The sequence below is a fragment of the Gordonia sp. PS3 genome (assembly GCF_041950545.1).
GTDB lineage: Bacteria > Actinomycetota > Actinomycetes > Mycobacteriales > Mycobacteriaceae > Gordonia > Gordonia sihwensis.
On the sequence record NZ_CP169524.1, the window covers coordinates 1,075,153 to 1,100,166 of the forward strand.

At 69.9% G+C, this 25,014-nt stretch carries 21 protein-coding genes; 13 read left to right on the forward strand and 8 right to left on the reverse strand.

The features are described 5' to 3' along the window. Positions 1 to 63: 63 nt before the first annotated feature. On the reverse strand, positions 64 to 2,424 hold the full coding sequence (locus ACE11G_RS04955) for an acetyl-CoA acetyltransferase (RefSeq protein WP_375004093.1): 2,361 nt from the start codon (positions 2,422 to 2,424) through the stop codon (positions 64 to 66). Between the two features lie 153 nt (positions 2,425 to 2,577). On the opposite strand from ACE11G_RS04955, the gene ACE11G_RS04960 reads away from it, so the two are divergent. Together ACE11G_RS04960 and ACE11G_RS04965 are read left to right on the forward strand one after the other, a co-directional pair. Then, a complete protein-coding gene (locus tag ACE11G_RS04960; RefSeq protein WP_006895819.1) occupies positions 2,578 to 3,915 on the forward strand; it encodes a hypothetical protein in 1,338 nt (445 codons plus the stop codon). A 9-nt stretch (positions 3,916 to 3,924) separates the two neighbouring features. Continuing rightward, positions 3,925 to 5,298 carry an NAD-dependent succinate-semialdehyde dehydrogenase gene (locus tag ACE11G_RS04965; protein ID WP_039867151.1) on the forward strand — a complete coding sequence of 458 codons (1,374 nt, stop codon included), beginning with the start codon at positions 3,925 to 3,927 and terminating at the stop codon, positions 5,296 to 5,298. Between the two features lies 1 nt (position 5,299). Here ACE11G_RS04965 and ACE11G_RS04970 read toward each other — a convergent pair whose 3' ends face one another. Both ACE11G_RS04970 and ACE11G_RS04975 read right to left on the reverse strand, forming a co-directional pair. Further along, the gene (locus ACE11G_RS04970; protein WP_045540711.1) at positions 5,300 to 6,226 is read right to left on the reverse strand and encodes a hypothetical protein; all 927 of its coding nucleotides are present in this window, start codon (positions 6,224 to 6,226) and stop codon (positions 5,300 to 5,302) included. A 21-nt stretch (positions 6,227 to 6,247) separates the two neighbouring features. Then, complete coding sequence (locus tag ACE11G_RS04975; RefSeq protein ID WP_039867210.1) at positions 6,248 to 6,811, reverse strand: HhH-GPD-type base excision DNA repair protein; 564 nt, start codon at positions 6,809 to 6,811, stop codon at positions 6,248 to 6,250. Between the two features lie 124 nt (positions 6,812 to 6,935). Here ACE11G_RS04975 and ACE11G_RS04980 point away from each other — a divergent pair, with 124 nt between their 5' ends. Continuing rightward, entirely contained in the window at positions 6,936 to 7,469 is a 534-nt protein-coding gene (locus ACE11G_RS04980; protein WP_231875700.1) for a hypothetical protein, read from the forward strand. Then, entirely contained in the window at positions 7,466 to 8,887 is a 1,422-nt protein-coding gene (locus tag ACE11G_RS04985) for a sugar porter family MFS transporter (RefSeq protein ID WP_375003873.1), read from the forward strand. Before ACE11G_RS04980 ends, ACE11G_RS04985 begins: the two co-directional genes overlap by 4 nt. Position 8,888: 1 nt before the next feature. Here ACE11G_RS04985 and ACE11G_RS04990 read toward each other — a convergent pair whose 3' ends face one another. From ACE11G_RS04990 to ACE11G_RS05000, 3 genes are all read right to left on the reverse strand, one after another. Further along, the gene (locus ACE11G_RS04990) at positions 8,889 to 10,046 is read right to left on the reverse strand and encodes a S9 family peptidase (RefSeq protein WP_062367012.1); all 1,158 of its coding nucleotides are present in this window, start codon (positions 10,044 to 10,046) and stop codon (positions 8,889 to 8,891) included. A 95-nt stretch (positions 10,047 to 10,141) separates the two neighbouring features. Continuing rightward, entirely contained in the window at positions 10,142 to 11,218 is a 1,077-nt protein-coding gene (locus ACE11G_RS04995; RefSeq protein ID WP_375003875.1) for a hypothetical protein, read from the reverse strand. Between the two features lie 286 nt (positions 11,219 to 11,504). Further along, entirely contained in the window at positions 11,505 to 12,371 is an 867-nt protein-coding gene (locus ACE11G_RS05000) for a hypothetical protein (protein WP_346076198.1), read from the reverse strand. A gap of 239 nt (positions 12,372 to 12,610) precedes the next feature. Here ACE11G_RS05000 and ACE11G_RS05005 point away from each other — a divergent pair, with 239 nt between their 5' ends. Genes ACE11G_RS05005 through ACE11G_RS05020 form a run of 4 tightly spaced genes read left to right on the forward strand, consistent with a single transcriptional unit; the run spans position 12,611 to position 16,751 of the window. Beyond that, a complete protein-coding gene (locus ACE11G_RS05005) occupies positions 12,611 to 13,663 on the forward strand; it encodes a thiamine ABC transporter substrate binding subunit (protein WP_006895828.1) in 1,053 nt (350 codons plus the stop codon). A 2-nt stretch (positions 13,664 to 13,665) separates the two neighbouring features. After that, positions 13,666 to 15,312, forward strand: a complete 1,647-nt coding sequence (locus tag ACE11G_RS05010) for an ABC transporter permease (protein WP_375004094.1) — start codon at positions 13,666 to 13,668, stop codon at positions 15,310 to 15,312. After that, positions 15,313 to 16,341 (forward strand): ABC transporter ATP-binding protein, encoded by a 1,029-nt coding sequence (locus ACE11G_RS05015; protein ID WP_375003878.1) that lies wholly within the window; start codon positions 15,313 to 15,315, stop codon positions 16,339 to 16,341. It abuts the gene before it with no gap. After that, positions 16,338 to 16,751, forward strand: a complete 414-nt coding sequence (locus ACE11G_RS05020) for a (deoxy)nucleoside triphosphate pyrophosphohydrolase (protein ID WP_375003880.1) — start codon at positions 16,338 to 16,340, stop codon at positions 16,749 to 16,751. The genes ACE11G_RS05015 and ACE11G_RS05020 overlap by 4 nt, the downstream gene beginning before the upstream one ends. On the opposite strand, the gene ACE11G_RS05025 is transcribed toward ACE11G_RS05020, so the two are convergent. Continuing rightward, entirely contained in the window at positions 16,738 to 16,914 is a 177-nt protein-coding gene (locus ACE11G_RS05025; protein WP_006895834.1) for a hypothetical protein, read from the reverse strand. The genes ACE11G_RS05020 and ACE11G_RS05025 overlap by 14 nt on opposite strands. 183 nt (positions 16,915 to 17,097) lie before the next feature. Here ACE11G_RS05025 and typA point away from each other — a divergent pair, with 183 nt between their 5' ends. The 5 genes from typA (at position 17,098) to ACE11G_RS05050 (ending at position 24,821) form a co-directional block, all read left to right on the forward strand. Next, positions 17,098 to 19,005 (forward strand): translational GTPase TypA, encoded by a 1,908-nt coding sequence (gene typA, locus ACE11G_RS05030; protein ID WP_006895835.1) that lies wholly within the window; start codon positions 17,098 to 17,100, stop codon positions 19,003 to 19,005. Between the two features lie 47 nt (positions 19,006 to 19,052). Next, a complete protein-coding gene (locus tag ACE11G_RS05035) occupies positions 19,053 to 20,948 on the forward strand; it encodes an ABC transporter family substrate-binding protein (RefSeq protein ID WP_052692402.1) in 1,896 nt (631 codons plus the stop codon). Then, positions 20,933 to 21,814: an N-acetyl-1-D-myo-inositol-2-amino-2-deoxy-alpha-D-glucopyranoside deacetylase gene (gene mshB / locus ACE11G_RS05040; RefSeq protein ID WP_375003883.1), complete on the forward strand. Its 882-nt coding sequence runs from the start codon at positions 20,933 to 20,935 to the stop codon at positions 21,812 to 21,814. The genes ACE11G_RS05035 and mshB overlap by 16 nt, the downstream gene beginning before the upstream one ends. After that, entirely contained in the window at positions 21,811 to 22,170 is a 360-nt protein-coding gene (locus ACE11G_RS05045) for a hypothetical protein (protein ID WP_222111500.1), read from the forward strand. The genes mshB and ACE11G_RS05045 overlap by 4 nt, the downstream gene beginning before the upstream one ends. 80 nt (positions 22,171 to 22,250) lie before the next feature. Next, complete coding sequence (locus ACE11G_RS05050) at positions 22,251 to 24,821, forward strand: bifunctional FO biosynthesis protein CofGH (RefSeq protein WP_222111501.1); 2,571 nt, start codon at positions 22,251 to 22,253, stop codon at positions 24,819 to 24,821. 15 nt (positions 24,822 to 24,836) lie between these two features. On the opposite strand, the gene ACE11G_RS05055 is transcribed toward ACE11G_RS05050, so the two are convergent. Then, entirely contained in the window at positions 24,837 to 24,995 is a 159-nt protein-coding gene (locus ACE11G_RS05055) for a hypothetical protein (protein ID WP_197462920.1), read from the reverse strand. Between the last annotated feature and the right edge of the window lie 19 nt (positions 24,996 to 25,014).

Consider the following 25,014-nt stretch of genomic DNA (forward strand, 5'->3'; position numbering starts at 1 on the left):
GATATCCAAGTAATTCAAGAGGGAGCCGGACATCTGCAGGTCGGCGACGGTTTCAGCGGGTAGTCAGCATCCTCTCCACTGCGGTTCGCGCTTCTGCGCGAAGGCCGTGACACCCTCGCGGAGATCCTCCGAGACGAGGACGGTGTCGAGGACCGCGAGGCTCTCGTCCACGGCCCGGACCGTGTCCGGCTGCGATTCGGATCCGGCCATCGCCGCCAGGGAGGCGCGAACGGCGACCGGTGACGCGGCCAGGATCTCCTCGGCCACGGCGCGGGCGGCGGACATCACTTCACCGTGCGGTGCCACCCTCGAGACCAGGCCGTACGCCAGCGCCTCCGCGGCGTCGATGCGGCGTCCGGTGAGGATCATGTGGCGGGCGAGGGCGGGCGGGACGACGCGGGGGAGGCGGACCAGTCCGCCCGCCGCGGCGACCAGGCCGACCTTCACTTCGGGCAGGCCGAAGGAGGCCTCCTCGTCCGCGACGATCACGTGGCATGCCAGGGCGATCTCGAGCCCGCCGCCGAGAGCGAAACCGTTCACCGCGGCGATCACCGGCTTGGTCCGGTCGCGCCGCGCGGTGAGCCCGGCGAAGCCGTTGGCGGGCATCGCGAGGCCTCCTTGGGCGCCGGCGCTCAGATCGTTGCCTGCCGAGAACGCGGCCGAGCCGGCGCCGGTCAGGATCGCAACCCACAGATCGGGATCGGCGAAGTACGCGTCGAAGACGGAGTCCAGTTCCGCGTTCGCCGCCGGATTCAGCGCGTTGCGGACCTCGGGCCGGTTGATCGTCACCTCGAGCACCCGTCCCTCGCGCCGGACGAGCAGATGCTCGTACCGCTCGGCGAATCCGACCGCCGCGCGCGGATGGCGCGCATCGAGGACGTCGCGTGTGCGTGCCGCGTGGTTCTGGTTCGTCGACGCGCGGACGAAGATCGGCGTTCCGATGGGGTCGTCGTCGGCGCGCAGCAGATCGAGCAGGCCGGGGTCGTCCACGGCCGCGACGAACCGGGCGCCGTCGCCGAGCCGGCCGACCACGGTGGCTCCGGGGGCCTCGCCGTCGGGATCGATGACGACGAACGACTCGATCGTCGCCGGGCCGTTCGGATAGTGCGCCACCCGCACCGACGGTGCGGCGTCCAATTCGCGTTGCAGGTCGGCGGAGGTGCTCGGACGCCAGGGAGCGGGGACGGACGAGTACACGCCCACCGAGTACTTGCTCAAGACGCCGCCGTTGGCTGCGACCAGGCCGAACGAGCCGGGCTCGCGCCGCGCCCGCGACACGATCTCCGCGATGCCGTGCATCGAATAGTTGTTGCCGGGCCCGCCGAAGTAGGGGAGCCCGCCGGTGACGGTCAGTCCACGGGGGTCGTCGGGCGAGAGTCCGAGCTCGTCGATGACGTGCGAGACCGCGACCGGGAAGCAGCTGTACAGATCGAAGTGCGCGACGTCGTCGACATCGGTGCCCGCCAGGCGCAGTGCCTCCCGGACAGCGGCGATCGACGCGGGTCCGCGGGAGAGGTCCGGCCGGGTCAGGAGCGGCTTCTCCCGCAGGTCGGCGTGGCCGTGGACGAAGACCCAGCGGTCGGCGGGGATCCCCGCCGACCGGGCGGCCGCGACGGACATCAGTACCGCGGATGCGGCCTGGTTGACGTGGTCGCGAGCCACCATTCGGCGCGGGTAGGGGACCGAGACGCGGCGGTTGCGGTCGGTGACGGTCGCCAACTCCTCGGCGGTGAACTCCTCTCGGGCGGCGGCGAAGGGGTTCCGCGCCGCCACACGCGTCATCGGTGCGAACAGCTCGCCCATCGACCGCGCGTACTCGGCGGCGCCGAGTCCGAGACGGTGGCGCCGCGCGTTCTCGACGATCGAGTACTGGGAGATGGGGATGACGACCCCGTGCTTCACCTCGTCGATCGAGGTGAGGCCGCCGATCGAGTAGCCACGGTCCTCCAGTTGCCCGCCGACGGTCTCGCTGAAGTCCGGTGCGGTGCCCGAGCGCTGGGCGTGGCGGACCGTCGACATCACCTCGGCCCCGAACAACACCACCGCGTCGGCACGCCCGGCGGCGATCTCGGCGCCGAACTCGTTCACCAGATGCTGCGGGCTCTGCCCGCCGGTCACCTCTTCGACGGCCCTGCGCGGATCCATGCCGGTGCGGCGTGCCACCGCGCGCGGCATGTTGTCCGGCCGGCCGAAGGGCGACGACGACGCCGGGCTCGACCGCTCGAACGATCGGACCGCCACCACGGTGTCGACGAGGCGTGCCACGTCGTCGGCCCCGGTGTCGGCGAGCGCCGCGCTCACCGCGCGGGCCGCGAGGTCGGCCTCGGAGAGGCCCGCGTAGTCGGCGTCGTCGATGCGTTCGGCTGCCTGGCCGACCCCTACGATGACCGGTGTGGTGGGTGGAATGTCATCGAGGCGGTACACGCACTCCGGCCGGGACGCGGATGCGCCGGGAGTGGGCTGTGCGGGTGTGGGGGCACTGGACACGGGTGGAGCCTTTCCGGCGCCGCGGCCGCGACGCCTGACACTGCACCGCATTATGCCCACGTTGCCATCGAGCGATGGCGAGGAGGTCTCGTGAGCGCGTTGACGCCGCCCGACGCGGCGATGTACTGGCGATCGTTGACCACGGCGAACGATCAGTTCCTGTTGTATGCGTTCGACGCGCCGGACGACCCGTCGGCCGATCCGTTCGCCGAACTCGCGCCCCGCGCGTCCGAGATCGCAGACCTGCGTCTCGGCGTCGCCCGCGTGCCGTGGGATCTCGGGTATCCGCGCTGGCGCGCGTCGCGTCCCCGTCCCGAGCAGTTCTGCCGACACCCGGCCACCACGTGGACCGAATGCCTGGCCGCCCTGGGGCACCTCATGGCGAGCGGCGACCGCACCGCCGGGCCGCTGTGGCGGTTGCATCTATTCGAATCGCTCACGGATGTGCCCGACGCCGACGGCCCGGCCAACATCGTGGTGCTCCAGATCTCGCATGCGCTCGGTGGCGGGCGGCGGGTCTCGGCGATCGCACGACGGTTGCTGACGCAGGGTCGGCCCGACCGGGTGCGCAGCGGCGCGCCGCTTCCCTCCGCCGTGGCCTCCGCAGTGGCCGCCGCCGCGGGCGCCGCGGCCATCGTGCCGCGACTGGCGACCGGAACCGTCGCCGGTGCGGCCGCGTGGATGCTCCGATCCCGTTGCGGCACAGCGGAAACACCGGGCGCCGACGTGATCGAGCCGACCGTGCTCAATCGTCCGGATCCCGGCGCGGTGGAGCTGCGGACGGTGACGCTGCCGCGATCGTCGGTCCGGCGGCTGGGATCCTCGGTCACCGTCGGGGCACTGGTGGGGCTGGCCGAGGTGCTCGGGCGCTTCGGCGGGACGAGTCCTGACGGCCGGGTGGTCGCAGAGGTCGCCGTCTCCCGTGAACCGGCGACCCGAGAACCGGCGGCTCGGCGCCGGAACGACTTCTTCTCCGTCGGCGTCGATCTGCGCCCCGACCTCGATCGGCGTGCTCGATCCGGGGCGATCGCGAGCCAGCTCGACGCGGCGCGGCGGCGAGACCGTTCTGCGGTGGCCCGCGTCGACCGCTGGGCGGCCGACCGCGCTCCGTCGGTACTGGGATCGCTGGCCGTCCGGCTCTCGTCCGCGGCGCCGGTCCCGGAGCGGGTGGCGGGTGCGACCGTGGTCTCGTCGGTGAACCGCGGCGACGGCGACCTCCGGCTGGCGGGCGGTCGAGTGCTGTTCACCGCGGGGTTCCCGGCCTTGTCCGCGGTCCACGGACTCACCCACGGCGTGCACGGAATCGGTGCGACGGTGACCGTGTCGATCGCCGCTCGCGGAACCGCCGCGCGGACCGTCGACGAGTACGCCGCAGCGGTGCGCGCGGCCTTCGGAGGAAGCCCGGCGACGCCACCTTCGCACGCGTAGCATTCGCATATGACTGCTTATGTGACCCAGAACCCCGCCACCGGCGTCGTGGAGCGCGAGTTTCCGACGATCACCGACGACCAGATCGATCCGATCCTGGAACGCGCCGAGAAGGCATATCGCCAGTGGCGGCAGACCCCGATCGAGCAGCGCGTACAGATGCTTCGCGACACCGCCGCGGCGTACCGCGACCGGGCGTCCGAACTGGCCGCGGTCATCACGAAGGAGATGGGGAAGCCGACCAAGCAGGGTCTGGGTGAACTCGCACTGACGGCGATGATCTACGACTGGTACGCGGACAACGGCCCGGCTCTGCTGGAGACCGAGCAACTCGATCCGCAGGGAGCCGCGGAGTCGATCGTCACCCGCACGCCGATCGGCCCGATCCTCGGCATCATGCCGTGGAACTTCCCCTACTACCAGGTGGCCCGGTTCGTGGCTCCGAATCTGTTGCTGGGCAACACGATCATCCTCAAGCACGCCCCGATCTGCGCTGCGTCGTCGGAGCTGATGGAACAGATCGCGCACGCCGCCGGGGTTCCCGCCGACGCCTATATCAACGTCTTCGCGACCAACGAGCAGATCGCGACGATGATCGCCGATCGCCGGTTGCAGGGCGTCTCACTCACCGGATCGAGCCGCGCCGGGGCGGCGGTCGCGGAAGTCGCGGCGCGCAATCTCAAGAAGTCGGTGCTCGAACTCGGCGGATCGGACCCGTTCATCGTGCTCGACACCCCGGATGTCGCGGCGCTGGCCGCCGGCGCCGCAGCCATGCGGACGATGAACGCGGGCCAGGCGTGCAATTCGCCCAAGCGGTTCATCGTCGATGAGTCGATCTACGACGACTTCGTCACGAACCTGACGGCGGCGATCTCCGGGCTCGCGGTGGGCGATCCGGCCGAGGACGGGACCAAGGTGGGGCCGCTGTCGTCGGTCACCGCGCGTGACAACGTGGTCAAGCAGGTCTCGCAGGCGGTGGAGCAGGGCGCGACGCTGCACACCGGCGGAGAGGCCCTTGACGGGCCGGGCGCGTTCATGGCTCCCGCGGTCCTCACCGATGTGACGCCGGAGATGGACGCGTACCGCGAGGAGATCTTCGGCCCGGTGGCGGTGGTCTACAAGTTCTCGTCGGTCGACGAGGCCGTCGATCTGGCCAACGACGTCGAGTACGGACTCTCCGGTTCGGTGTGGAGCTCGGACGTCGAGGCCGCGCAGGCCGTGGCCGACCGGCTCGATGTCGGCATGGCGATGGTGAACGAGCACGGGACCTCGCTGCCCGGCCTGCCCTTCGGCGGCGTCAAGCAGTCGGGGTACGGCCGTGAACTCGGACAGTGGGGTCTCGGCGAGTTCGCCAACGTGCGGTTGCGCCGGACCGCGAAGTAGCTCAGGAGCGACCGGGGTACCGGCTGACGGCGTCGTCGGTCGGGTCCCCGGGAAGCTGCGGCCGCGTCGGTGTCTGCGGGGTCGCCGCGGTTCCGGCGCGGGTGAGGCGCTTGGGGAGCCGGTCGGCCAGCCCGCCGATCGGTGCCACGGACGCATTGAGCAGTTCCACGACCTCGTTGAGGTGGTCGACGGTCTCCTGCATCGCAGCGAGATTCGGCGGCAGCGAGGCGAGCGTCTCGGACAGCTCGGTGAACTTGTCGAGCGGTCCGCCCGGAGCGATCAGCTTCTCGAGGGCACCGTCGGCGCCGAGCAGTTGATCGAGCAGGCCTTCGTCGCCGGCGGCGCGGTCGAGCACGCCGCCGGGCTGGGACAGCTTCTCCAGCACACCGTCCGGAGCGGTCAGCTTGTCGACGATGCCGCCCTCGGATGTCAGCCGCTCGAGGATGCCCTCGTTCTCGGTGAACTGGTCGACCACGCCGCCTTCCCGGGTGAGCCGGTCGAGCGGTCCGTCCTTCGCGGCCAGCCGCATCAGGATCCCCTTCTCGTCCGTCATCTGGTCGAGCAGGCCACCGCGCTCGGTCAGCTTCTCGAGCAGACCGTCCGGAGCGGTGAGACGGTCGATCACGCCGCCCGGCTGGATCAAGCGGTCGAGGGGGCCGCCGTTGGCCAGAATCCGGCCGAAGGGGCGGTCGGGGCTCAGCAGATCGGCCACCTGGCTGAGGATCGCGAGCGGAGCCCGGACAGTGGCGATCTCGCTGTTCTCGTCGATTCCGAGCATCGAGTTCACCTCGGACTCGATGCTCTCGGCGGTGAGCCGCGCGACGTTGACGACCGACTCGACCGTGGAGAGTGCGATACCGGCCGTGGCGAAGCCGAGACGCAGTGGCAGCTTGACGGCCATCCGGACTTCGTTCGCGCTGCTATTCATGGTCGACGATTGTAGCGGTCGTCATTTCCTGGCAGCCGCCTTCGCGGCCTTCTTGAAGTCCCGAACCCGCTGGAGCGACTCCGGATCGGTGACATCGGCCACGGAACGGTATCCCTTGCGGCCGTAATCACCGGTCACCTTGGTCCACCCGCGCGGTTTCACGTCCAGTTGCTTGGCGAGCAGGGCCACGAAGATCTTGGCTTTCTGCTCGCCGAAACCGGGCAGCGCGCGGACACGCCCGAACAGTTCTTCGCCGGTACGGGCAGTGGTCCAGAGGGCGGCGGTGTCGCCGTCGTACTCGTCCACCACCGTTCGGGCGAGCTCCTGGATCCGGCCGGCCATCGACCGCCCGTAGCGGTGGATCGCGGGCGGAGTGGCGCACAACTCGGCGAAGGCCTCCGGGTCGGCGTGGGCGATCGCCACCGGATCGAGGGTGCCGAACCGCTCCAGGATCTTCGCCGGTCCGGCGAACGCCCGTTCCATCGGAAACTGCTGGTCGAGCAGCATGCCCGTCACGAGTGCGAAGGCGTCCGTGGAGAGGAGTGCGTCCGCGACCGGGTCCTGGGCGATCTGGAGGTCAGCCATGCCGCTCATACTAGTCGCCCGCGGTCATCGGCACGCCGGTCGTCGGCGAACTCCGAGACCCTCTCCGGCGGCGCCCCGGTCGAAGTCCCGGCGCTCGCGGCTCCCGGCTGGCACACTCCCAAGCATGCGTACTGCAGACTGCTCAGCCAGGAGATCGGTTCGGGGAGTACGGCGCCGGGGGAGGGCGGTCGCGGCGGCGGGCGCGAGCGCGGCGGTGCTGGCCGCCGGGTGCGTCGCCGTCCCGCAGGCGCACGCGTCGCCCTACGGCGCCGAGTACGTGCGGTCCATCCGGTGCGACAGCGCCAATCCGTGGCCCGGTGCGCGGCTGCGGATCGTGGTCGATGTGTACACGGGCGGCCCGTTCCCGACGGACGGACTGCCGGGGCCGGCCATCACGCTCTCGTCGAACAATCCGGGCGGGGTGGGTCCGGTGCTCGAGCTGACGATGCTCACGACTGTGACCTGGCGCAACCTGTCGACCGGACGGACCGGCACCGTGCGGGTGCCCACCCGCGCGCACACCGCCGACTGGGACGTCGTGCTCCACCCGGGTCGCGGCGCCGTGCGGTTCACCGTGCATCAGAAGATCGGGGCGATGGCCTTCAACCCGATGGTGAATCCGCAGTACTCGTCGTGCACCGGAACGGCAGTCGCATGACCGCGTCGGAGACCGGGCGCACAGACGTCCCGCTGATGCGAGTCCTCGGAGTCTCGACCGCCGCAGCGGTCGGCGGCTTCCTGTTCGGTTTCGACAGCTCGGTCGTCAACGGTGCGGTGGACGCGATCCAGGGCGAGTTCGGGCTGTCGGACCTGGTCACCGGCGTCGCGGTCGCCATCGCCCTGGTCGGTTGCGCGCTCGGGGCGTGGTTCGCGGGCGGACTCGCCGACCGGTGGGGCCGCAAGAAGGTGATGCTGCTCGGTTCGGCCTTGTTCATCGCCTCGTCGATCGGCGCCGGTCTCACTCAGACGGTGTGGGATCTGATGCTCTGGCGGCTCATCGGGGGTCTGGGCATCGGCATCGCGTCGGTGATCGCTCCCGCGTACATCGCCGAGATCGCGCCCGCCCGGTTCCGCGGCGCGCTCGGTTCGATGCAGCAGCTCGCGATCACGCTGGGCATCTTCGCGGCGCTGCTGTCGGACGCGGTGCTCGCCGACAGTGCCGGCGCCGCCGCCAACACCCTCTGGCTGGACATCGAGGCGTGGCGGTGGATGTTCCTGGTCGGTGTGGTGCCGGCCGTCGTCTACGGCGTGCTGTCGCTGACGATCCCGGAGTCGCCGCGCTATCTGGTGGTCCGCGGACGTGACGGCGAGGCCTCGCGGATTCTCGCTCACGTGACCGGGGAACCCGATCCGGACGGCCGGGTCGCGGAGATCCACCGCACTGTGAAGCTCGAGTCCGCGGCGTCGATACGCGACCTCGCCGGGCCGGCGTTCGGTCTCCACCCGCTGGTGTGGGTCGGTATCTGGCTCGCCGTGTTCCAGCAGTTCGTGGGCATCAACGCCATCTTCTACTACTCGACCACCCTGTGGCAGTCGGTCGGCTTCTCCGAGTCGGCGTCGTTCGTCACCTCGGTGATCACGGCGGTCATCAACGTGGTGATGACCTTTGTGGCGATCGGCTTCGTGGACCGGGTGGGACGCCGACTGCTGCTGCTCTTCGGCTCCGTGGGCATGTTCGTGGGGCTGGTGCTGGCATCGGTGGCCTTCACGCAGGTCTACGACGCCGTCGACGATTCGGGCGATACGGTCTCGCGGCTCCCGACGAGTTGGGGCGTGCTGGCACTGATCGGCGCGAATCTGTTCGTCATCGCCTTCGCCGCCAGCTGGGGACCGGTGATGTGGGTGATGCTCGGTGAGATGTTCCCCAACCGCTACCGAGCGGTGGCTCTCGGTCTGTGCACCGCGGTGAACTGGCTTTCCAACTTCACCATCTCGCTGCTGTTCCCGGCCGCGATGGGCTGGGTGGGCCCGGCCTTCGTCTACGGCTTCTTCGCGCTGTGCGCCGGGATCTCGTTCTTCTACGTGCGCGCGAAGGTGCCGGAGACGAAGGGCATGGAATTGGAGGAGATGGGCTGACTCAGAACAGTCCGCCGAGGAAATTGTCGACGGCGGCCTGCTCCTGACGCTTGCCCGCCGACTCGTCGCCGGTGAGATACGTGCTCATCTTGACCTTGTTGCTCGAGAGCTGCGCCTGGGTGACGTACCGCAGCGATGCGGGCACCACGACGCTCTCGTCCACCAGGCGCTGGCTCATGAGGATCGGGCGGTTGAAGCCGCGCGCCGGGATCGCGAGCGACTTGCGCAGCGATGATGCGAGTGCGGCGTTCGACGCGAGCGGCTTCGAGACCAGGTCGGCCAGCTGCGTGCCGCCGATCTCTTTGATCAGCGCCGAAGTGCACAGCTTCTGAGCCTTCTGGACCAGGGCTTCGCCGCGCGGGGTGAGGATCGTGCCCAGGTCCTCGGTGCTCTGAGAAGCCAGGGTGTAGAGGACGTCGGCCACCACGGCCGTCGGTACCGCCGAGGACGACGGACTCAGGCCGGCGACCACGTCGTCGTAGCCGGCCGGAATGCTGGTCGCGGCGGCGCCGCGGAAGTCGAGCTCACCGGTCTGCCACGCGGTCGCGTTGCGGGCCAGCGACGTGGCGGCTGCGGCGCCCTGCGTGGAGCCGACCACCGCCCACTTCGGCGACAGCGAGGACGAGCCCACGTCGGCTCCGGCACGGACCGCGTCGACGATGTTGTGCGCGGTCGCGTCGACGTCGGAGTACTGCGGTGAACCCGGCGCGCCGACGGCCGCGTAGTCGGGGGCGATGACGGCGTAGCCGCGACCGAGCAGATGGCTGAGCGTCGAGCGGTCGTCGGCATCGCGCTTGGCCGACGGGGCACATGAATCGTTCCAGCCGTCGGAGCCGTGGGCCCAGACGACGACCGGCCAGCCGGCCGCCGGCGCCTTGCCCCGGGGCTCGAGCAGCACAGCCGTGGACAGATGCAGACGCTCGTCGGCGCCGATGGACCAGTAGCTGTACTGCTGGCCGGCGGCGGCACCCGGCACCAGCGCCCGGCCGTCGATGGTCCGGTTGGCGAACACCGATCCCGCGGTCTGGCCGCCGGTGGGGGCCGGGGCGTCCTCCGGATCGGCGACGGCGAGTGCGCCGGTGACGCCGCCGACCGTCAGCGCGGCTGCCGCGGCGGTCACGACGAGGGTGCGGGCGAGCCGCTTCCGGGCGGTGATCATTATTCGGTCCTTTACGACGGGCCGCCGGGCTGCGGCGGAGTGAGAGAGTGCCGGTGCGGCCGGCACAGTAGGGATCGGCGTCAGTCCTGAACTGGTCAGTTCTGGACTGTGCCGAGCGCGGGCAGGAAGAAGCAGGTGCGGCCGGCGGTGGTCGTGGTGCCGAAGACCGCCGAGAGGATGTGGCCCTTACCGGTGTCGACGCGGGCCAGACGGACGCCGTGGAAGTTCTCGGTGTCGGTGAGCAACTGCTTGAGCGGTCCGGCGGACGCCGCCTCCGACAGCGGCTTCAGATCGGCCAGGCCGCCCTTCATCGTGGTGGTGTTGAACCACGCGACGCGGAACTGGTCCGAGTCGGGCTTGCCGGGCGGCACCAGTGCGAAGGCCGTCTGATCCTCACCGATCGCCGTCAGCAGTTCCTTGCTGTCGGCGGGCAACAGCGAGGTGAGCGCAGTGAGCACCCCGGTGCGGTCGGCGGCGACGGTGGGCCACGGGCCGGGTGCCGCCAGAACCGGGGCGGTGGTGAGTCCGAGCGGGTTGTCGGGGGTGGGCTCGGCGCACAGCGGAGCCACGGCGGGGGACAGCAGGGACGTTCCGGTGACCTTCTGCAGCACGGTCAGCACGTCGGCGGCGGGAGCCGGTGCGGGCGCCGCGGGGACGGTGGCGGTGGGGACGGTGGCTGCGACCGGGGCGGGCGTCTGCGGGTCGCTCTGTCCGAGCCTGCCCAGACCGAGCTTCTCGAGGCCGGCGCCGTCGAGACCGATGCCGTTGAGAACACTCGCGCTGTCCAGGTACTTCGACAGATCCAGCCGGCCGTCGGAGGAGAGGATGGCGGTGATCGCCTCGACGGCCTTCTCGTCGCCGCCGGTGGCCTTGAGCTTGCGCAAGAGATCGGCGAGCGCGGCGTCGCCCGGAATCGTCGGCAGGGTGCGCACCTGATCGGCCTGCGGTGCGGCCGTCTGCGGTGCGGTGGAGTCGGGTGCCGACGGTGCCGTGGAGTCGGGGACTGTGCTCTGCGGGGCGCTCGTCTCGGGGACGGCGGTGCCCGGAGTGCTCGCCTCGGGCGACGGTGCCGCCGGATCGGCCCCGGCGGCGGCCGGCACAGCGAGTGCTGCGGCGGCGACTGCGAGCCCGGCGATGCCGAACCGCATCGATCGGTACGTGCGTGGACTCACTGGCCTACCTCCACAACTGCGCAACGGCCACGGCGGCCGTGACCGCTGTGGCTGATGTGACTAAAGTTTCTTAAGTTAATAATGAGAATCAACCGCTGGATTTCTCAAGGAGCGAGTCCGAGTCGTTACCTGGATGCGACCCTTTGGAGATGTCGGAGCTGTTGCGCCACAAAGCTTTTCGTTGCCATAGCGATGTCCGTCACAAGGTGCGGCGGCGCCCCCGAAACCGATCAGAGCCCCGGACCTCCGATGGTCCAGGGCTCTGATCGAACTCGGGTCGAGGGGCTCAGATGATCGCGGTGCCGATCGTCGGAGCGATCATGCATGAGACGTTCTTGCCCTTGATCTTCGTCGTCACGGTTCCGTAGATCGTCGACACGATCCGGCCGCGGCCGGTGTTGGCGATGCCGGTGAACGTGCCGGGGCCCTTGGTGGCGTTGATCTTCGGATTGGGCAGCAGCGCCTGCTGTCCGGTGCGGCCGTTGTCGATGTTGAGCCAGGTGACGAAGAGCTTCTGTGCCGACTTCACCGCGGGCCCGGTGCCGAGGCTGGTGTAGACGTAGCCGGCCTGGCCGCGCTTCGGGCCGGGTGCCGGTGCGGCCTGCGGTCCGGCCGTCACCAGGGCCATGCCGACCGAATTGCCGCCGCCGGGCATGCAGCCGAAGCCCAGGGTCGGATACAGGAACTGCTGGATCCGCGGCTTGCCGGGGCCGGTGGGGATGTCGGGCGCGTCGCTCTTCTTCTTCTCGGCCGCGGGGGTCGCCTCGAGCGACAGGGTCTTCGCGGCCTCCTTGGCCCCGGGCTCGCCCAGGAAATCAATCAGCGAGCGCCAGACGTCCTGCGCCTCGGCGGGTACGGCCGGGTTGTCGGCCAGCTTGCGGACCTGGGCCAGGAGCTCGGTGTTGACCTTGCCGTCGGAGTCGCGGGTGGCGGCGGAGCCGATCAGGGCCGGAGTCAGTGCCCCGAGGGATTCGAGGACCTTGGGCTCCACGGTGGGCGCGTGAGCGGCGTCCGGGATCGGAAGCTCCTGCTGCGCGGCCGGAGCGTCCTTCGCGGGCTCGGCCGATGCGGTCGACGGGACGAGCAGAGCGGGGGCGATGACTGCTGCCGCAGCGACGGCTGCGGCGGTGCGGCGGGAGCGCGCGAGTCGCACGGCTGAATCCTCTTCGGTCGACGAACAGTTGTCTAGTGAGGCGAGTGTAGCCACAATCCCATGAAACTACTGAGACGTGTGTGAAAATTGTTACACAAGAGGTTGGAGGGGTTTTGGCTGCGGATGCCCTCCGAATGCGGATACGGACCGTCAACTGGTTAGATTCGCCTCAGGTGACCAACAACTGGCCCGCAGGCGAAATCTGTGGGCTTCTCTATCGAGGGGACGTGGGTTAGCAGATGGCCTTCTTCGGCAACGCGCGCTTCGGCAGCGCGCGGCGCAACCGCGCCGTCGTGGCGGCGGCACTGGCAGCCGTGCTGGTGGCGACGTCGGCGTGTACCTCCGGATCGGGTGGTGCCGACGAGGTGACGTTGTTGACGCACGACTCGTTCGAACTGCCGCAGAACCTGATCGACCGGTTCGAGAAGCAGACCGGTACCGAACTCAAGATCGTGCGTTCGGGCGATGCCGGGCAGCTCTCCTCAGTGGTGTCGCTGACCCCGGGATCGCCCAAGGGCGACGCCGTGTTCGGTATCGACAACACCTTCGCGGCCCGGCCGATCGAAGCCAAGGCGCTCGACCCCTACACCTCGCCCGCCGCGGTCGACGGCTCGGCGAAGTACGACATTCAGGGCGCGCCGGGGCAACTCACCGCCGTCGACCGGGGAGACGTGTGCCTGAACGTCGACGATGCCTGGTTCGACAAGCACGGCATCGAGGCGCCCACGTCTCTCGAGCAGCTCACGCAGCCCCGGTACCGGGACATGGCGGCTCTCCTCGACCCGTCGACGTCGTCGCCAGGGATGGGCTTCCTGCTCACCACGATCGGGCGGTTCAAGGGCGGAGTGGACGACTACTGGCGCGGCTTGGTCGACAACGGTGCCCAGATCGTCTCCGGGTGGGAAGTGGCCTACAACCAGTTGTTCAGCGCCGGCGCCGGGCACGGCGACAAGCCGATCGTGGTGTCGTACGCGTCGAGTCCGGCCGCCACGCCGGGCACCAGCGCACTGCTGAACGCGTGCTTCGCGCAGGTGGAGTACATCGGCGTCCTGCGCGGTGCGGCGAACACCGCGGGTGCGCGCAAGCTCGTGGACTTCATGCTGACCCCGGAGGTGCAGGCCGCGCTGCCCACGGCCATGTACGTCTATCCGGTGCAGAAAGACATCCCGCTGCCCGCCGACTGGCGGCAGCGTGCGCCGATGCCCGCGTGGACCGTCACGATGTCGCCGGAGTACATCGACGCACACCGTGAACAGTGGCTGAACGAGTGGCGCGCCACGGTCAAGCGCTGACCGTGTCCGCGCCGGCGCGCCGGACCCCGGCGCCGATTCGCCGCACGTCGACGGCCGCTCGGGTCGCGACGGTCGTGCCCGCGGCGTTCATCGTGGTCATGTTCGTATGGCCGCTGGTCACCCTGGCCCGGCGGGCGGTGGCCGATGACGACGGTGCGGGCTTCTGGCAGTTGATCGACCGTACGGCTGGCTGGCATCTGCTGGCGGTCACCCTCGCCCAGGCGGCGGCGTCGGCGGTCCTGACAGTGCTGATCGCGGCGCCGATCGTGTGGCTCGTGGCCACCGTGGACCTGCCGGGCACGGCGATCCTCCGGGTGATCGTGACGGTCCCGTTCGTCCTGCCGACCGTGGTGGTGGGGGTGGCCTTCCGGGCGCTGCTGACCGGGCCGCTCGGCTTCCTCGGCGTCACCGACGGGTGGGCGGCGATCCTGCCCGCCCACATCTTCCTCAACGTGGCGGTCGTCGTCCGTGTCGTCAGCGCCGCCTGGCAGCAGATCGACCCGAGGACCGTCGAGGCCGCGCGAACCCTGGGCGCGACCGCGCCGCGGGCCTTCTGGGACGTGGTGGTTCCGTGGATCGCGCCCGCGCTGGCCTCGGCCGCGGCGCTGGTCTTCCTGTTCTGCTCCACCAGCTTCGGCGTCGTGGTGGTCCTCGGCGGCGGCACCGCCCGGACACTGGAGACGGAGATCTACCAGCAGGCGATCGGGTACTTCCGCATCCCGGAGGCGGTGGCGCTCTCCCTCCTGCAGATCGTGGTGGTCGCCTGCGCGCTGCTGCTGACCCGAGCGGTCGGCGGATCGTCCACCGTCGGCGCCGGTACGGCTCCGGCCGCAGGCCACCGGCGACGGCCCCGCGGGATCCGCCTGCCGGCGGCCCTCCTCGCACTCGCGTGGACCGCCCTGTGGCTTCTGCTGCCCCTGGCGGCGCTGGTGCTCTCGTCGCTGCGCCCCGCGGGTGCCTGGACCCTCGACGGCTACCGCGGCCTAACCGATGGGTCCTACGGCGACTCGGCGTTGTCGGCGATGCGCTACTCCGTCACGAGCGCCGGGGGAGCGACCCTGTTGGCGGTGGTGGGCGGGCTGCTGATCGCGGTCCCGGTGACCCGCGGAGGGGGCCTGCCCGCCCGCTTCACGGCGCTGCTGGCCGTACTGCCGCTCGGTGTGAGCGCGGTGACCCTCGGATTCGGCTATCTGCTGGTGATCGGCACCCTGCCCGTTCAGGTGGTGCAGTCGCCGCTGGTGATCCCGGCCGTGCAGGCGCTGCTGGCGGTGCCGGTGGTGGCGGGGATCATGATTCCCGCGCTCTCCCAGGTGCCCGAACGGCTCCGCGACGCCGCGCGCACGCTCGGAGCACGGCCGTGGCGGGTGCTCCTGTCGGTGGATCTGCGTCTCACGGCGCGGTCGCTGTGCGCCGCGGCCGGTTTCGCCTTCGTGATGGCGATCGGCGAGTTCGGTGCCACCACCTTCCTCGCCCGCGCCGACACCACCACCCTGCCGGTGCTCATCGGATCGCTCATGAGCCGCCCCGGAACCGCGAACCTCGCCACGGCGATGGCCGCATCGGTGCTGCTGGTGGCGGTCAGTGCCGCGGTGATCGCGGCGATAGAGGCCATCGTCGGGACGCGCTCACGCACGGACGGAGAGGGATAGATGCTGACCGTGGAGGGAGCGACCGTCCGGTACGGGCGATTCGAGGCGCTGGCCGGTGTGCAGTGGTCCGTGGGCACCGGAGAGTCCACGGTGACCGCTCTCCTCGGTCCCTCGGGCTGCGGCAAGTCGACGTTGTTGCGCGCGGTGGCCGGCCTCGAACCGCTGGCAGCCGGATCGATCTGCTGGGACGGTGTCGATCTGGCGACGACGGCACCGCATCGCCGCGACTTCGGCGTCGTCTTTCAGGACGGTCAACTGTTCCCCGGCCGTACGGTGGCGCAGAACATCGCCTACGGTCTCGCTCGGCGCCGTGTCCGCGGCCGCGCCGCGGCCGATCGGGTCGCGGAGATGCTGAGGCTGGTGCAACTCGACGGATTCGGCGATCGGCCGGTGTCGGCGCTCTCCGGCGGTCAGGCGCAGCGGGTGGCGCTGGCGCGGGCGCTGGCCCCGCGACCGCGGCTGCTGCTGCTCGACGAGCCGCTGGCCGCGCTCGACTCGCAACTCCGCGAATCCCTCGCCGAAGCGATCGGCGACATCGTGCGCCGCGCGGGCACACCGACGGTCCTCGTGACACACGACCACCGCGAGGCGGCGCTGGTGGCCGACAGCGTGTCGGTGATGCGCGACGGCGACATCGTCCAGACCGACACGGCGTCGCGGCTGTGGCGCCGGCCGGTGGACGAAGAGACCGCACGGTTCCTCGGCGCCCGGGCCAGTGTCCCGGGCACCGTCCGGGACGGTGTTCTGACGACCGCGCTCGGCGACGCGAGGCTGACCGGCAGCGCGGACTTCGGCGAACTGCGAGACGGCCCCTGCACGGTGGCTCTGCGTCCGGAGGCCGTCAGCGTCCGACCGGATCCGGAGGGCGATGCGGTGGTGGAGCACGCGGCGGCGCTGGTCGCCGGATGGCGCGTCCGCATCCGGATGGGCGACGAGGTCTTCGAATGCGTCTGCGATCGGCCGGTGCGCCCGGGAGCGCGGGTACGGCCGACCCTGGAGCCCGGCGCGGTGGCGGTGATCGGACGATGACCGGCGATGTCCTGGTGGTCGCGGGCGCGGTCCTCCACCGATCGCGGGTGCTCCTGGCGCAGCGCGACTATCCGGCCGAGGTGGCCGGTCTCTGGGAGCTGCCGGGCGGCAAGGTGGAATCGGGCGAGACGCCCACGCAGGCGCTCATTCGTGAACTGTGTGAGGAACTCGACGTTCGGGTTTCTGTCGGGGCGCCGCTGGTCGACGTCGTGACACCGCGCGAGGGGCTGAAGTTGGTCGCGCACCGTGCCCGGATCGTCTCCGGGACACCGCGCGCGGTGGAGCATCGCGCCATCGCGTGGGTCGACGCGCACCGGCTGGCGGAGCTGGACCGCAGTGGTCAGATCGTGCCCAATGACATCGGCTGGATCCGGGAACTCACCGCAGAACTGCAGGTCAGGCCGCTCTAGCCTTCTTGAGTGCCTTGTTGGCCTGCTTCTTCGACAGGTGATCGCAGTCGATCTTCTTCATCCGATGGATGACGACCGGGCAACGGAGGCAGCGCGTCGATTTCTTGCAGCACTTCTTCTTCGGCTTGAGCTGCGCCACCTTCGCCGGCGAGGTCTTTCCCATAGCAAGACTTTAGCGCAGCCTAACCATATTCACGCAAGCTCTCGTCGCGACCTCGGCTGAGGTTGCCGTACCCTTAACGGGTTGATCTGGCGCGGCCGAACAGGAGTCGCTCCGCAGATCGAGTGACCGGCTCCGCCATCGGCCGCCGGATACCGCACCTGAACAGATACGAAAGAGACCTTAGTGAGCGCAGTCACCAACTTCCGCAACGTCGCGATCGTGGCGCACGTCGACCACGGCAAGACCACACTGGTCGACGCGATGCTGCGTCAGTCCGGAGTGTTCGGCGAACGTGCCGAACTGGTGGACCGCGTCATGGACTCCGGCGACCTGGAGCGCGAGAAGGGCATCACCATTCTCGCCAAGAACACCGCCGTGCACCGTCGTCAGCCCGACGGCAGCGAGTACGTCATCAACGTCATCGACACCCCCGGTCACGCCGACTTCGGCGGCGAGGTGGAACGCGCGCTCTCGATGGTCGACGGCGTGGTGCTGCTGGTGGACGCCTCCGAGGGGCCGCTGCCGCAGACGCGTTTCGTCCTGCGCAAGGCGCTCGCGGCGTCGCTGCCGGTGATCCTGGTGGTCAACAAGACCGACCGACCCGACGCCCGGATCGGTGAGATCGTCAGCGAATCGCAGGACCTGCTCCTCGACCTCGCCTCCGACCTCGACGACGAGGCCGCTGAGGCCGCGGAGCTGGCGCTGGACCTGCCGGTGCTGTTCGCATCGGGCCGCGCGGGTGTGGCGAGCACCGACATGCCGGAGAACGGCACCGTTCCGGCGGGAGACAACCTCGACCCGCTGTTCGACGTCCTGATCAACAACGTCCCGGCGCCGAAGGGCGACCAGGACGCTCCGCTGCAGGCGCATGTCACCAACCTCGACGCATCGCCGTTCCTCGGTCGTCTCGGCCTGGTCCGCATCCACAACGGCACCCTCCGCAAGGGTCAGCAGGTGGCCTGGATGCGTGAGGTCGACGGCGAGCAGGTCGTCGAGCGCGCCAAGATCACCGAGCTGCTGGTGACTCTCGGCGTCGACCGCGCACCGGCCGAGGAAGCCGTGGCCGGCGACATCGTCGCCGTCGCGGGCATGTCGGAGATCATGATCGGCGACACTCTCGCCGACCCCGAGAACCCGGTCGCACTGCCGCGCATCACCGTCGACGAGCCCGCCATCTCGGCGATCGTCGGCACCAACACCTCGCCGCTCGCCGGCCGCGTCAAGGGGCACAAGCTGACCGCCCGCATGGTCAAGGACCGCCTCGACTCGGAGCTGATCGGCAACGTCTCGCTGCGCGTGCAGGACATCGGCCGCCCCGACGCCTGGGAGGTCCAGGGCCGTGGTGAGCTGGCGCTCGCGATCCTCGTCGAGCAGATGCGCCGTGAGGGTTTCGAGCTGACCGTCGGCAAGCCGCAGGTGGTCACCCGCAAGGTCGACGGCAAGACATACGAGCCCTTCGAGCACCTCACGATCGACGTCCCCGAGGAGTACCTCGGCGCGGTTACGCAGCTGCTCGCCGCACGCAAGGGCCGGATGGACCAGATGAACAACCACGGCAGCGGCTGGGTCCGCATGGAGTTCGTGGTCCCGTCTCGCGGTCTGATCGGGTTCCGCACCGACTTCCTGACCGAGACCCGCGGTACCGGCATCGCCAATGCCGTCTTCCACGAGTACGCACCGTGGGCCGGCGAGATCCGCGCCCGCCACACGGGTTCGCTGGTCTCCGACCGTGCGGGCACCGTGACCCCGTTCGCGATGATTCAGCTCGCCGACCGCGGCACCTTCTTCGTCGATCCCGGCGACGACACCTACGAAGGCCACGTCGTGGGAATCAACCCGCGACTGGAGGATCTCGACATCAACGTCACCCGCGAGAAGAAGCTCACCAACATGCGGCAGTCGTCGGCCGATGTCATGGAGACCCTGGCCAAGCCGATGCAGCTCGACCTCGAAGGCGCCATGGAGTTCTGTGCGGCCGACGAGTGCGTCGAGGTGACGCCCGAGGTGTGCCGGGTGCGTAAGGTCAACCTCGATGCGTCGACCCGCGCGCGTGAGCGTTCGCGTGCCAAGGCGCGCGACGCGAACGCCTGAGGGGCCTGACGCCGGACCGTCGACTGGAGGAGCGAGAGGGAGTGCGGATGAGGACCGTGCGGACGCGCATCACCGCGATCGCAGTGACGGGGCTGATCGGCCTCTCAGCGACCGCGTGCATGGCGGATCCGCCGCCGCCGGTGCGGGAGACGCTGCCGACGCACACTCCGAACGAGTACCCCGACGAACGCACCGTCACGGTCGCGACCGACAGCATCGGTTCGGGTTTCAATCCGCATCTCGGAGCCGACCAGGGAACGGTCACCACGGCGATCGCCGCGATGACCCTCCCGAGTCCGTTCGTTCCGGTGAACACCCAGGACGGCGTCCAGTGGCGGATGAACGACGCACTGCTGACCTCCGCCGAGGTCACCTCGTACGACCCGTTCACCGTCGAGTACAAGATCGTCAACGACGCCCAGTGGTCCGACGGGCTGCCGGTGACGGGCGACGACTTCCACTATCTGTGGGAGCAGATGTCCCGGCAGCCCAACGTGATCGGCCCGGCGGGCTACCGCGCTATCTCGGATGTGCAGACCTCCGGCGGCGGCAAAGTCGTCACCGTGACCTTCAACAACGCCTACCCCGCGTGGCGCGAGCTCTTCGACAACCTGCTGCCGAGCCACACGCTGCGGTCGGACCCGACCGGCTTCCAGGTCGGCATGGACAAGGGAAAGCCGGTCACGGCGGGCCCGTTCCAGATCTATTCGATCGACCGGGCCCGCGACGAGGTCCGGCTGATCCGCAACGACCGCTACTGGCGCAAGCCGCCGGAGGTGGACCAGGTGGTCCTCCGCAAGGCGGGCACGCCGCAGCAGATGGCGCAGACCATCCGCAACGGCGACTCCACTCTCGCGGCGCTGCCGAGCGGAGCGGCGTCGGCGGCCGAGCTGGGCGCCATCCCCGGGGTGGTCAGCAGCCGGCTGCCGACCACGAGGGCGCTCGCGGTGAATGCGAATTCGCGGTCGGAGACCATGCGCTCGCAGCAGGTGCGCAAGGCGGTCCTCGGGATGCTCGACGGACGGCTGATCACCGCCGCGGCGGCGGGGGAGACGGTGGTGACACCGTTCGCGAACACCGTGTACGCGCCGTCCGATCCCGGGTACACCCCGGTGGAGAGGCCACGGCCGACGCAGGATGAGGTCCTCGCCCTGCTCGCATCGGCCGGCTACCGACCGGGCGTGCCCACGCCGCGTCCGGCACCCGCCGATCCGTCGGCGTCGAGCACCGCGTCGCCGACCACCCCGGCTGCTCCCGCACCCGCCGACGTCCCGGGACTGCCCTACGGTGTCTCGCCGATTCAATCGAACGGAACCGACCTCGTGGTGCGGATCGGCGCCACCAACACCGACCAGCGCACGATGTCGGCGGCGGAGACGATGGCCGATCAGCTTCGGTCCCGGGGAGTGCGGGCCAGCGTGATCGGGATGTCGAACACCGAGCTGTACGGGCAGGCGCTCACGTCCGGCCGCGTCGATCTCGTCGTCGGATGGACCGGTGTCGGCGGCAGTCCGGCCACCGAGCTCGCCTCGCAGGTGGCCTGCCAGGCTCCGCCCAAGGGCACCGAGGCCGGTGCGCACACGGTGGAGCCCGAGCACGATCAAGCGGCCGACGAGACGGTGCTGCCGACGGTGCCCTCCGGTGCGCCGAGCAGCACTGCGAAGCCGGAGGCCAACGTCTCCGCCGACGAGAGCTACACCGGGAACATCTCCGGGCTGTGCGATCCGACGTTGATCGCGCTGGCCGACGCCGCGATGAGCTCCGAGGACCCGGCACCTCAGCTTCAGGAGGCCGAGGGGCTGCTCGCCGATCAGGCGGTGTACCTGCCGATCTTCCAGGACACGATGTTCTCCGCCGTCACCGACCGCATCTCGGGCGTCTCGCTGGACGGCCCGATGCAACTCGGTGTCTTCGGCGGAGCCGACGGATGGGTGATTCAGTGACCGAACGGGCTCGTCTGCTGCTGCTGCACGCACATCCGGACGACGAGACCATCATGACCGGGGGAGTGATCGCGACGTATCTGGCGCGCGGCGTCGACGTCCGGGTGCTCACCTTCACCCTCGGCGAGGAGGGCGAGGTGATCGGTTCGCAGTGGGCCCAACTGGTCGCTGACGGCGGCGCCGATCAGCTCGGCGGCTACCGGATCGGCGAGTTGCGAGCAGCACTGGCCGAACTCACCCCGCCCGGCGTCGTGGCGCCCGCACCGCGGTTCCTCGGCGGCGCGGGGCGCTGGCGCGACTCCGGCATGGCCGGGACGCCCTCCGCGGAGCATCCGCGGGCGCTGTTCCAGGCCTCCCTCGACGAACTCGCCGGCCAGCTGGCCGACGAACTAGTCGCGTTCGCACCGCAGGTGATCGTCACGTACGACGCCGCGGGGACGTACGGGCACCCCGACCACAAGCGGGTGCACGAGGTGGCCGCGGCCGCGATCCCCGTCGCGGAGTCGAGGCCGGGACGGCCGTTCAAGGTCTACGAGTCAGTGACGCAGCGGTCGGAGCTGGAACGCGGTCTGGCCGCCGTCAGCGAGGTCCCGGCCGGCTGGCGGATGCCCGAGCCCGGCGAATTGCCGAGCTACCCGGACGATCAGGTGACCGCCGCCGTCGACGTCCGCGAGGTGCTCCCGCGCAAGGTGCGTGCCCTCGCGGCTCATGCGACGCAGGTGAGTGTGGCGCGCTCGCGCACCGAGTACGCGCTCAGCAACAACATCGTGTCGCCGGTGCTGCCGACGGAGCACTTCATCCGCGTCGACGCGGGCCGAGTGGCTGGACGGATCGAGACCGACCTCTTCGAGGGAGTGGCGCTGTGACCATCGGAGATCGCCTGGAACTGGCCGTGCTCACGGTCAGCGGCTTCCTGCTCGGCATCCTCACCGCGGCCTTTCTGCTGATCCGGATCGGCGCCTGGCCCTTCCCGGTCACCGCGCTGATCGCCGGCGTCGCGAATGTGCTGATCCTTCGCCTCGCCGAGTCGTACACCAAGTCGGCGTGGCAGTACGCACCGCTGATCGTGTGGACCTTCGTCACCGCGATGGCGATGCTCCCGGTGTTCGGCAACGGCTCGTTGATCGGCGACTGGCGCCTGCTGCTGCTCCTGGCGTGCGGGCTGGCGGTGCCTGCCTTCTACGCCTCGACGTCGCGGGTCCGGAATCTATCCCAGTCCTGATCCGCTCCGGAGCCGAGCCGGTGCCCCGTTGGACGGCGGCCGCCGGGGCCGTCGAATGCGACGTGGTTAACATCGGAGAAGTGACCACATCTTCCAGCGGATCCACGGGCGCCGGACAGACGCCCCCGGCGTCGGCCATGCGTCGTGCCCTGCGCCGCGCACGTGACGGCTCGGTGCTCAACGTCGATGAGGCCGCGGTCCTGCTGGCGGCCAGGGGCGCCGACCTCGACGCACTCTGCGAGGCGGCCGGCCGCGTGCGGGACGCGGGTCTGGACGCCGACGGCCGCAGCGGCCAGATCAGCTACTCGCGCAAGGTCTTCATCCCGGTGACGCACCTGTGCCGCGATCGCTGCCATTACTGCACCTTCGTCACCGTGCCGGGAAAGCTGGCCCGCGAGGGCCGCGGCGCCTACATGGAGATCGACGAGATCGTCGAGGTGGCGCGCCGCGGCGCCGAGCTCGGCTGCAAAGAGGCGCTGTTCACCCTCGGCGACCGGCCGGAGGATCGATGGCCGGAGGCCGCCGCCTGGCTGGACGAACGCGGTTACGACTCCACTCTCGACTACGTCCGCGCGGCGGCGATCCGGGTGCTCGAGGAGACCGGGCTGCTGCCTCATCTGAATCCCGGCGTGATGAGCTGGGAGGAGATCAACCGGCTCAAGCCGGTGGCGCCGTCGATGGGCATGATGCTCGAGACCACTGCGCGCCGACTGTTCACCGACAAGGGCGAATGCCACTACGGCAGCCCGGACAAGGATCCCGAGGTCCGGCTGCGGGTCCTGACCGACGCGGGCCGCCTCTCGGTCCCGTTCACCACCGGCATCCTGGTCGGGATCGGTGAGAACCTCACCGAGCGCGCCGAGTCGATCTTCGCGATCCGGAAATCGCACAAGGCATTCGGACACATCCAGGAAGTGATCGTCCAGAACTTCCGCGCCAAGGCCGATACGGCGATGCGCGGGGTACCGGACGCGGAGATGTCGGAGTTCCTGGCCGCCGTGGCCGTCGCCCGTCTCGTTCTCGGGCCGGGAATGCGGATTCAGGCGCCGCCCAACCTGGTGTCGGCCGACGAGTGCCGGGCACTCGTGGCCGCCGGTGTGGACGATTGGGGCGGCGTCTCGCCGCTCACCCCCGATCACGTGAATCCGGAGCGACCGTGGCCGAACTTGGACACCCTCGCCGAGATCACGGCGTCCACCGGATACCGGTTGGTGGAGCGGATCGCCGCGCAACCGAAGTACGTCAAGGCCTCGAACCCCTGGATCGATCCCCGGATCGGACGGCATGTCGCCGCCCTCGCGGATCCGGTCACCGGTCTCGCGGCCGATGTGAAACCGGTCGGGCTGCCGTGGCAGGAGCCGGACGACGACTGGGACTCGTCGGGTCGCATCGACCTCAACTCGGCGATCGACGTCGACGGCCGCAACACCGACACCCGCAGCGACATCGACAACGCGTTCGGCGACTGGGACACCATTCGCGAGCAGGTGCTGGCGCTGGGCGGAGGGACCGGGGCGCCCGAGCACTTGGCGTCCGACGTGGCGGCGGCGCTGCGCCGGGCCGAGAACGATCCTGCCGGACTGTCGGACGACGACTACCTCGCGCTCGCCGAAGCCGACGGTCCGGGACTCGACGCGCTGACCGCTCTGGCCGACGCCATCCGCGCGGACGTGGTCGGAGACGATGTCACCTACGTCGTGAACCGGAACATCAACTTCACCAACATCTGCTACACCGGCTGCCGGTTCTGCGCTTTCGCCCAGCGTAAGGGCGACGCGGACGCCTTCACCCTCTCGACCGCAGAGGTGGCCGACCGCGCCTGGGAGGCGCACGTGGAGGGGGCCACCGAGATCTGCATGCAGGGCGGCATCGATCCGGAGCTGCCGGTCAGCGGGTATGCCGACCTGGTGCGCGCGATCAAGGACCGCGTGCCCGGGATGCACGTACACGCGTTCAGTCCCATGGAGATCGTCAACGGCGCCTCGCGCGGCGGCGAGTCGATCCGCGACTGGCTCTCGGCGCTCAAAGAGGCCGGTCTCGGCTCGATCCCCGGCACCGCGGCCGAGATCCTCGACGACGAGGTCCGCTGGGTGCTGACCAAGGGCAAGCTCCCGACCGCATCCTGGATCGAAGTGATCACCACCGCGCACGAGCTCGGCATCCCGTCGAGTTCGACGATGATGTACGGCCACGTCGACTCTCCGCGCCACTGGGTCGGCCACCTCAACACCTTGCGCGGTATCCAGGACCGCACCGGCGGATTCACCGAGTTCGTCCCGCTGCCGTTCGTGCACCAGTCGTCGCCGCTGTATCTCGCGGGCGCGTCGCGTCCGGGGCCGACGCGGCGGGAGAACCGTGCGGTCCATGCCCTCGCGCGGCTGATGCTGCACGGCCGGATCGACCACGTGCAGACCAGTTGGGTCAAACTCGGTATCGAGGGGACCCGCGTGATGCTCCGCGGCGGTGCCGACGATCTCGGCGGCACGTTGATGGAGGAGACCATCTCGCGTATGGCGGGCAGCCAGCACGGTTCGGCGAAGACGGTCGCCGAACTCCACGAGATCGTCACCGGGATCGGTCGCCGCCCGCGGCAGCGGACGACGGAGTACGGACAGGTGTCCGCGCCGCTGCTGGGAGTCGGACTGGCCTGAGCCGTCCCCGGATCGTCAGCGACGCCCGAACAGTCGTGCCAGCAGTCCCGGCTCGTCCGGGTGGCCCGGACAGCGCTGAGATGCGGGCACACCGCGCATGACGTGGTCGACATGGCGGCCGCAGCCCTTCCACGTCGTCTTTCCGCAGGTCTTGCAGGTCGCGCGCTGGCACATGGTGATACTCCTGGGTTCG

Excerpts from the sequence above, each read along its gene's own strand:
- ACE11G_RS04965 (WP_039867151.1), top strand. The coding sequence starts at position 3,925 with ATGACTGCTTATGTGACCCAGAACCCCGCCACCGGCGTCGTGGAGCGC.
- ACE11G_RS04970 (WP_045540711.1), bottom strand. The coding sequence starts at position 6,226 with ATGAATAGCAGCGCGAACGAAGTCCGGATGGCCGTCAAGCTGCCACTG.
- ACE11G_RS04975 (WP_039867210.1), bottom strand. The coding sequence starts at position 6,811 with ATGGCTGACCTCCAGATCGCCCAGGACCCGGTCGCGGACGCACTCCTC.
- ACE11G_RS04980 (WP_231875700.1), top strand. The coding sequence starts at position 6,936 with ATGCGTACTGCAGACTGCTCAGCCAGGAGATCGGTTCGGGGAGTACGG.
- ACE11G_RS04985 (WP_375003873.1), top strand. The coding sequence starts at position 7,466 with ATGACCGCGTCGGAGACCGGGCGCACAGACGTCCCGCTGATGCGAGTC.
- ACE11G_RS04990 (WP_062367012.1), bottom strand. The coding sequence starts at position 10,046 with ATGATCACCGCCCGGAAGCGGCTCGCCCGCACCCTCGTCGTGACCGCC.
- ACE11G_RS05005 (WP_006895828.1), top strand. The coding sequence starts at position 12,611 with ATGGCCTTCTTCGGCAACGCGCGCTTCGGCAGCGCGCGGCGCAACCGC.
- ACE11G_RS05015 (WP_375003878.1), top strand. The coding sequence starts at position 15,313 with ATGCTGACCGTGGAGGGAGCGACCGTCCGGTACGGGCGATTCGAGGCG.
- ACE11G_RS05020 (WP_375003880.1), top strand. The coding sequence starts at position 16,338 with ATGACCGGCGATGTCCTGGTGGTCGCGGGCGCGGTCCTCCACCGATCG.
- ACE11G_RS05025 (WP_006895834.1), bottom strand. The coding sequence starts at position 16,914 with ATGGGAAAGACCTCGCCGGCGAAGGTGGCGCAGCTCAAGCCGAAGAAG.
- ACE11G_RS05035 (WP_052692402.1), top strand. The coding sequence starts at position 19,053 with ATGAGGACCGTGCGGACGCGCATCACCGCGATCGCAGTGACGGGGCTG.
- mshB (WP_375003883.1), top strand. The coding sequence starts at position 20,933 with ATGGGTGATTCAGTGACCGAACGGGCTCGTCTGCTGCTGCTGCACGCA.
- ACE11G_RS05055 (WP_197462920.1), bottom strand. The coding sequence starts at position 24,995 with ATGTGCCAGCGCGCGACCTGCAAGACCTGCGGAAAGACGACGTGGAAG.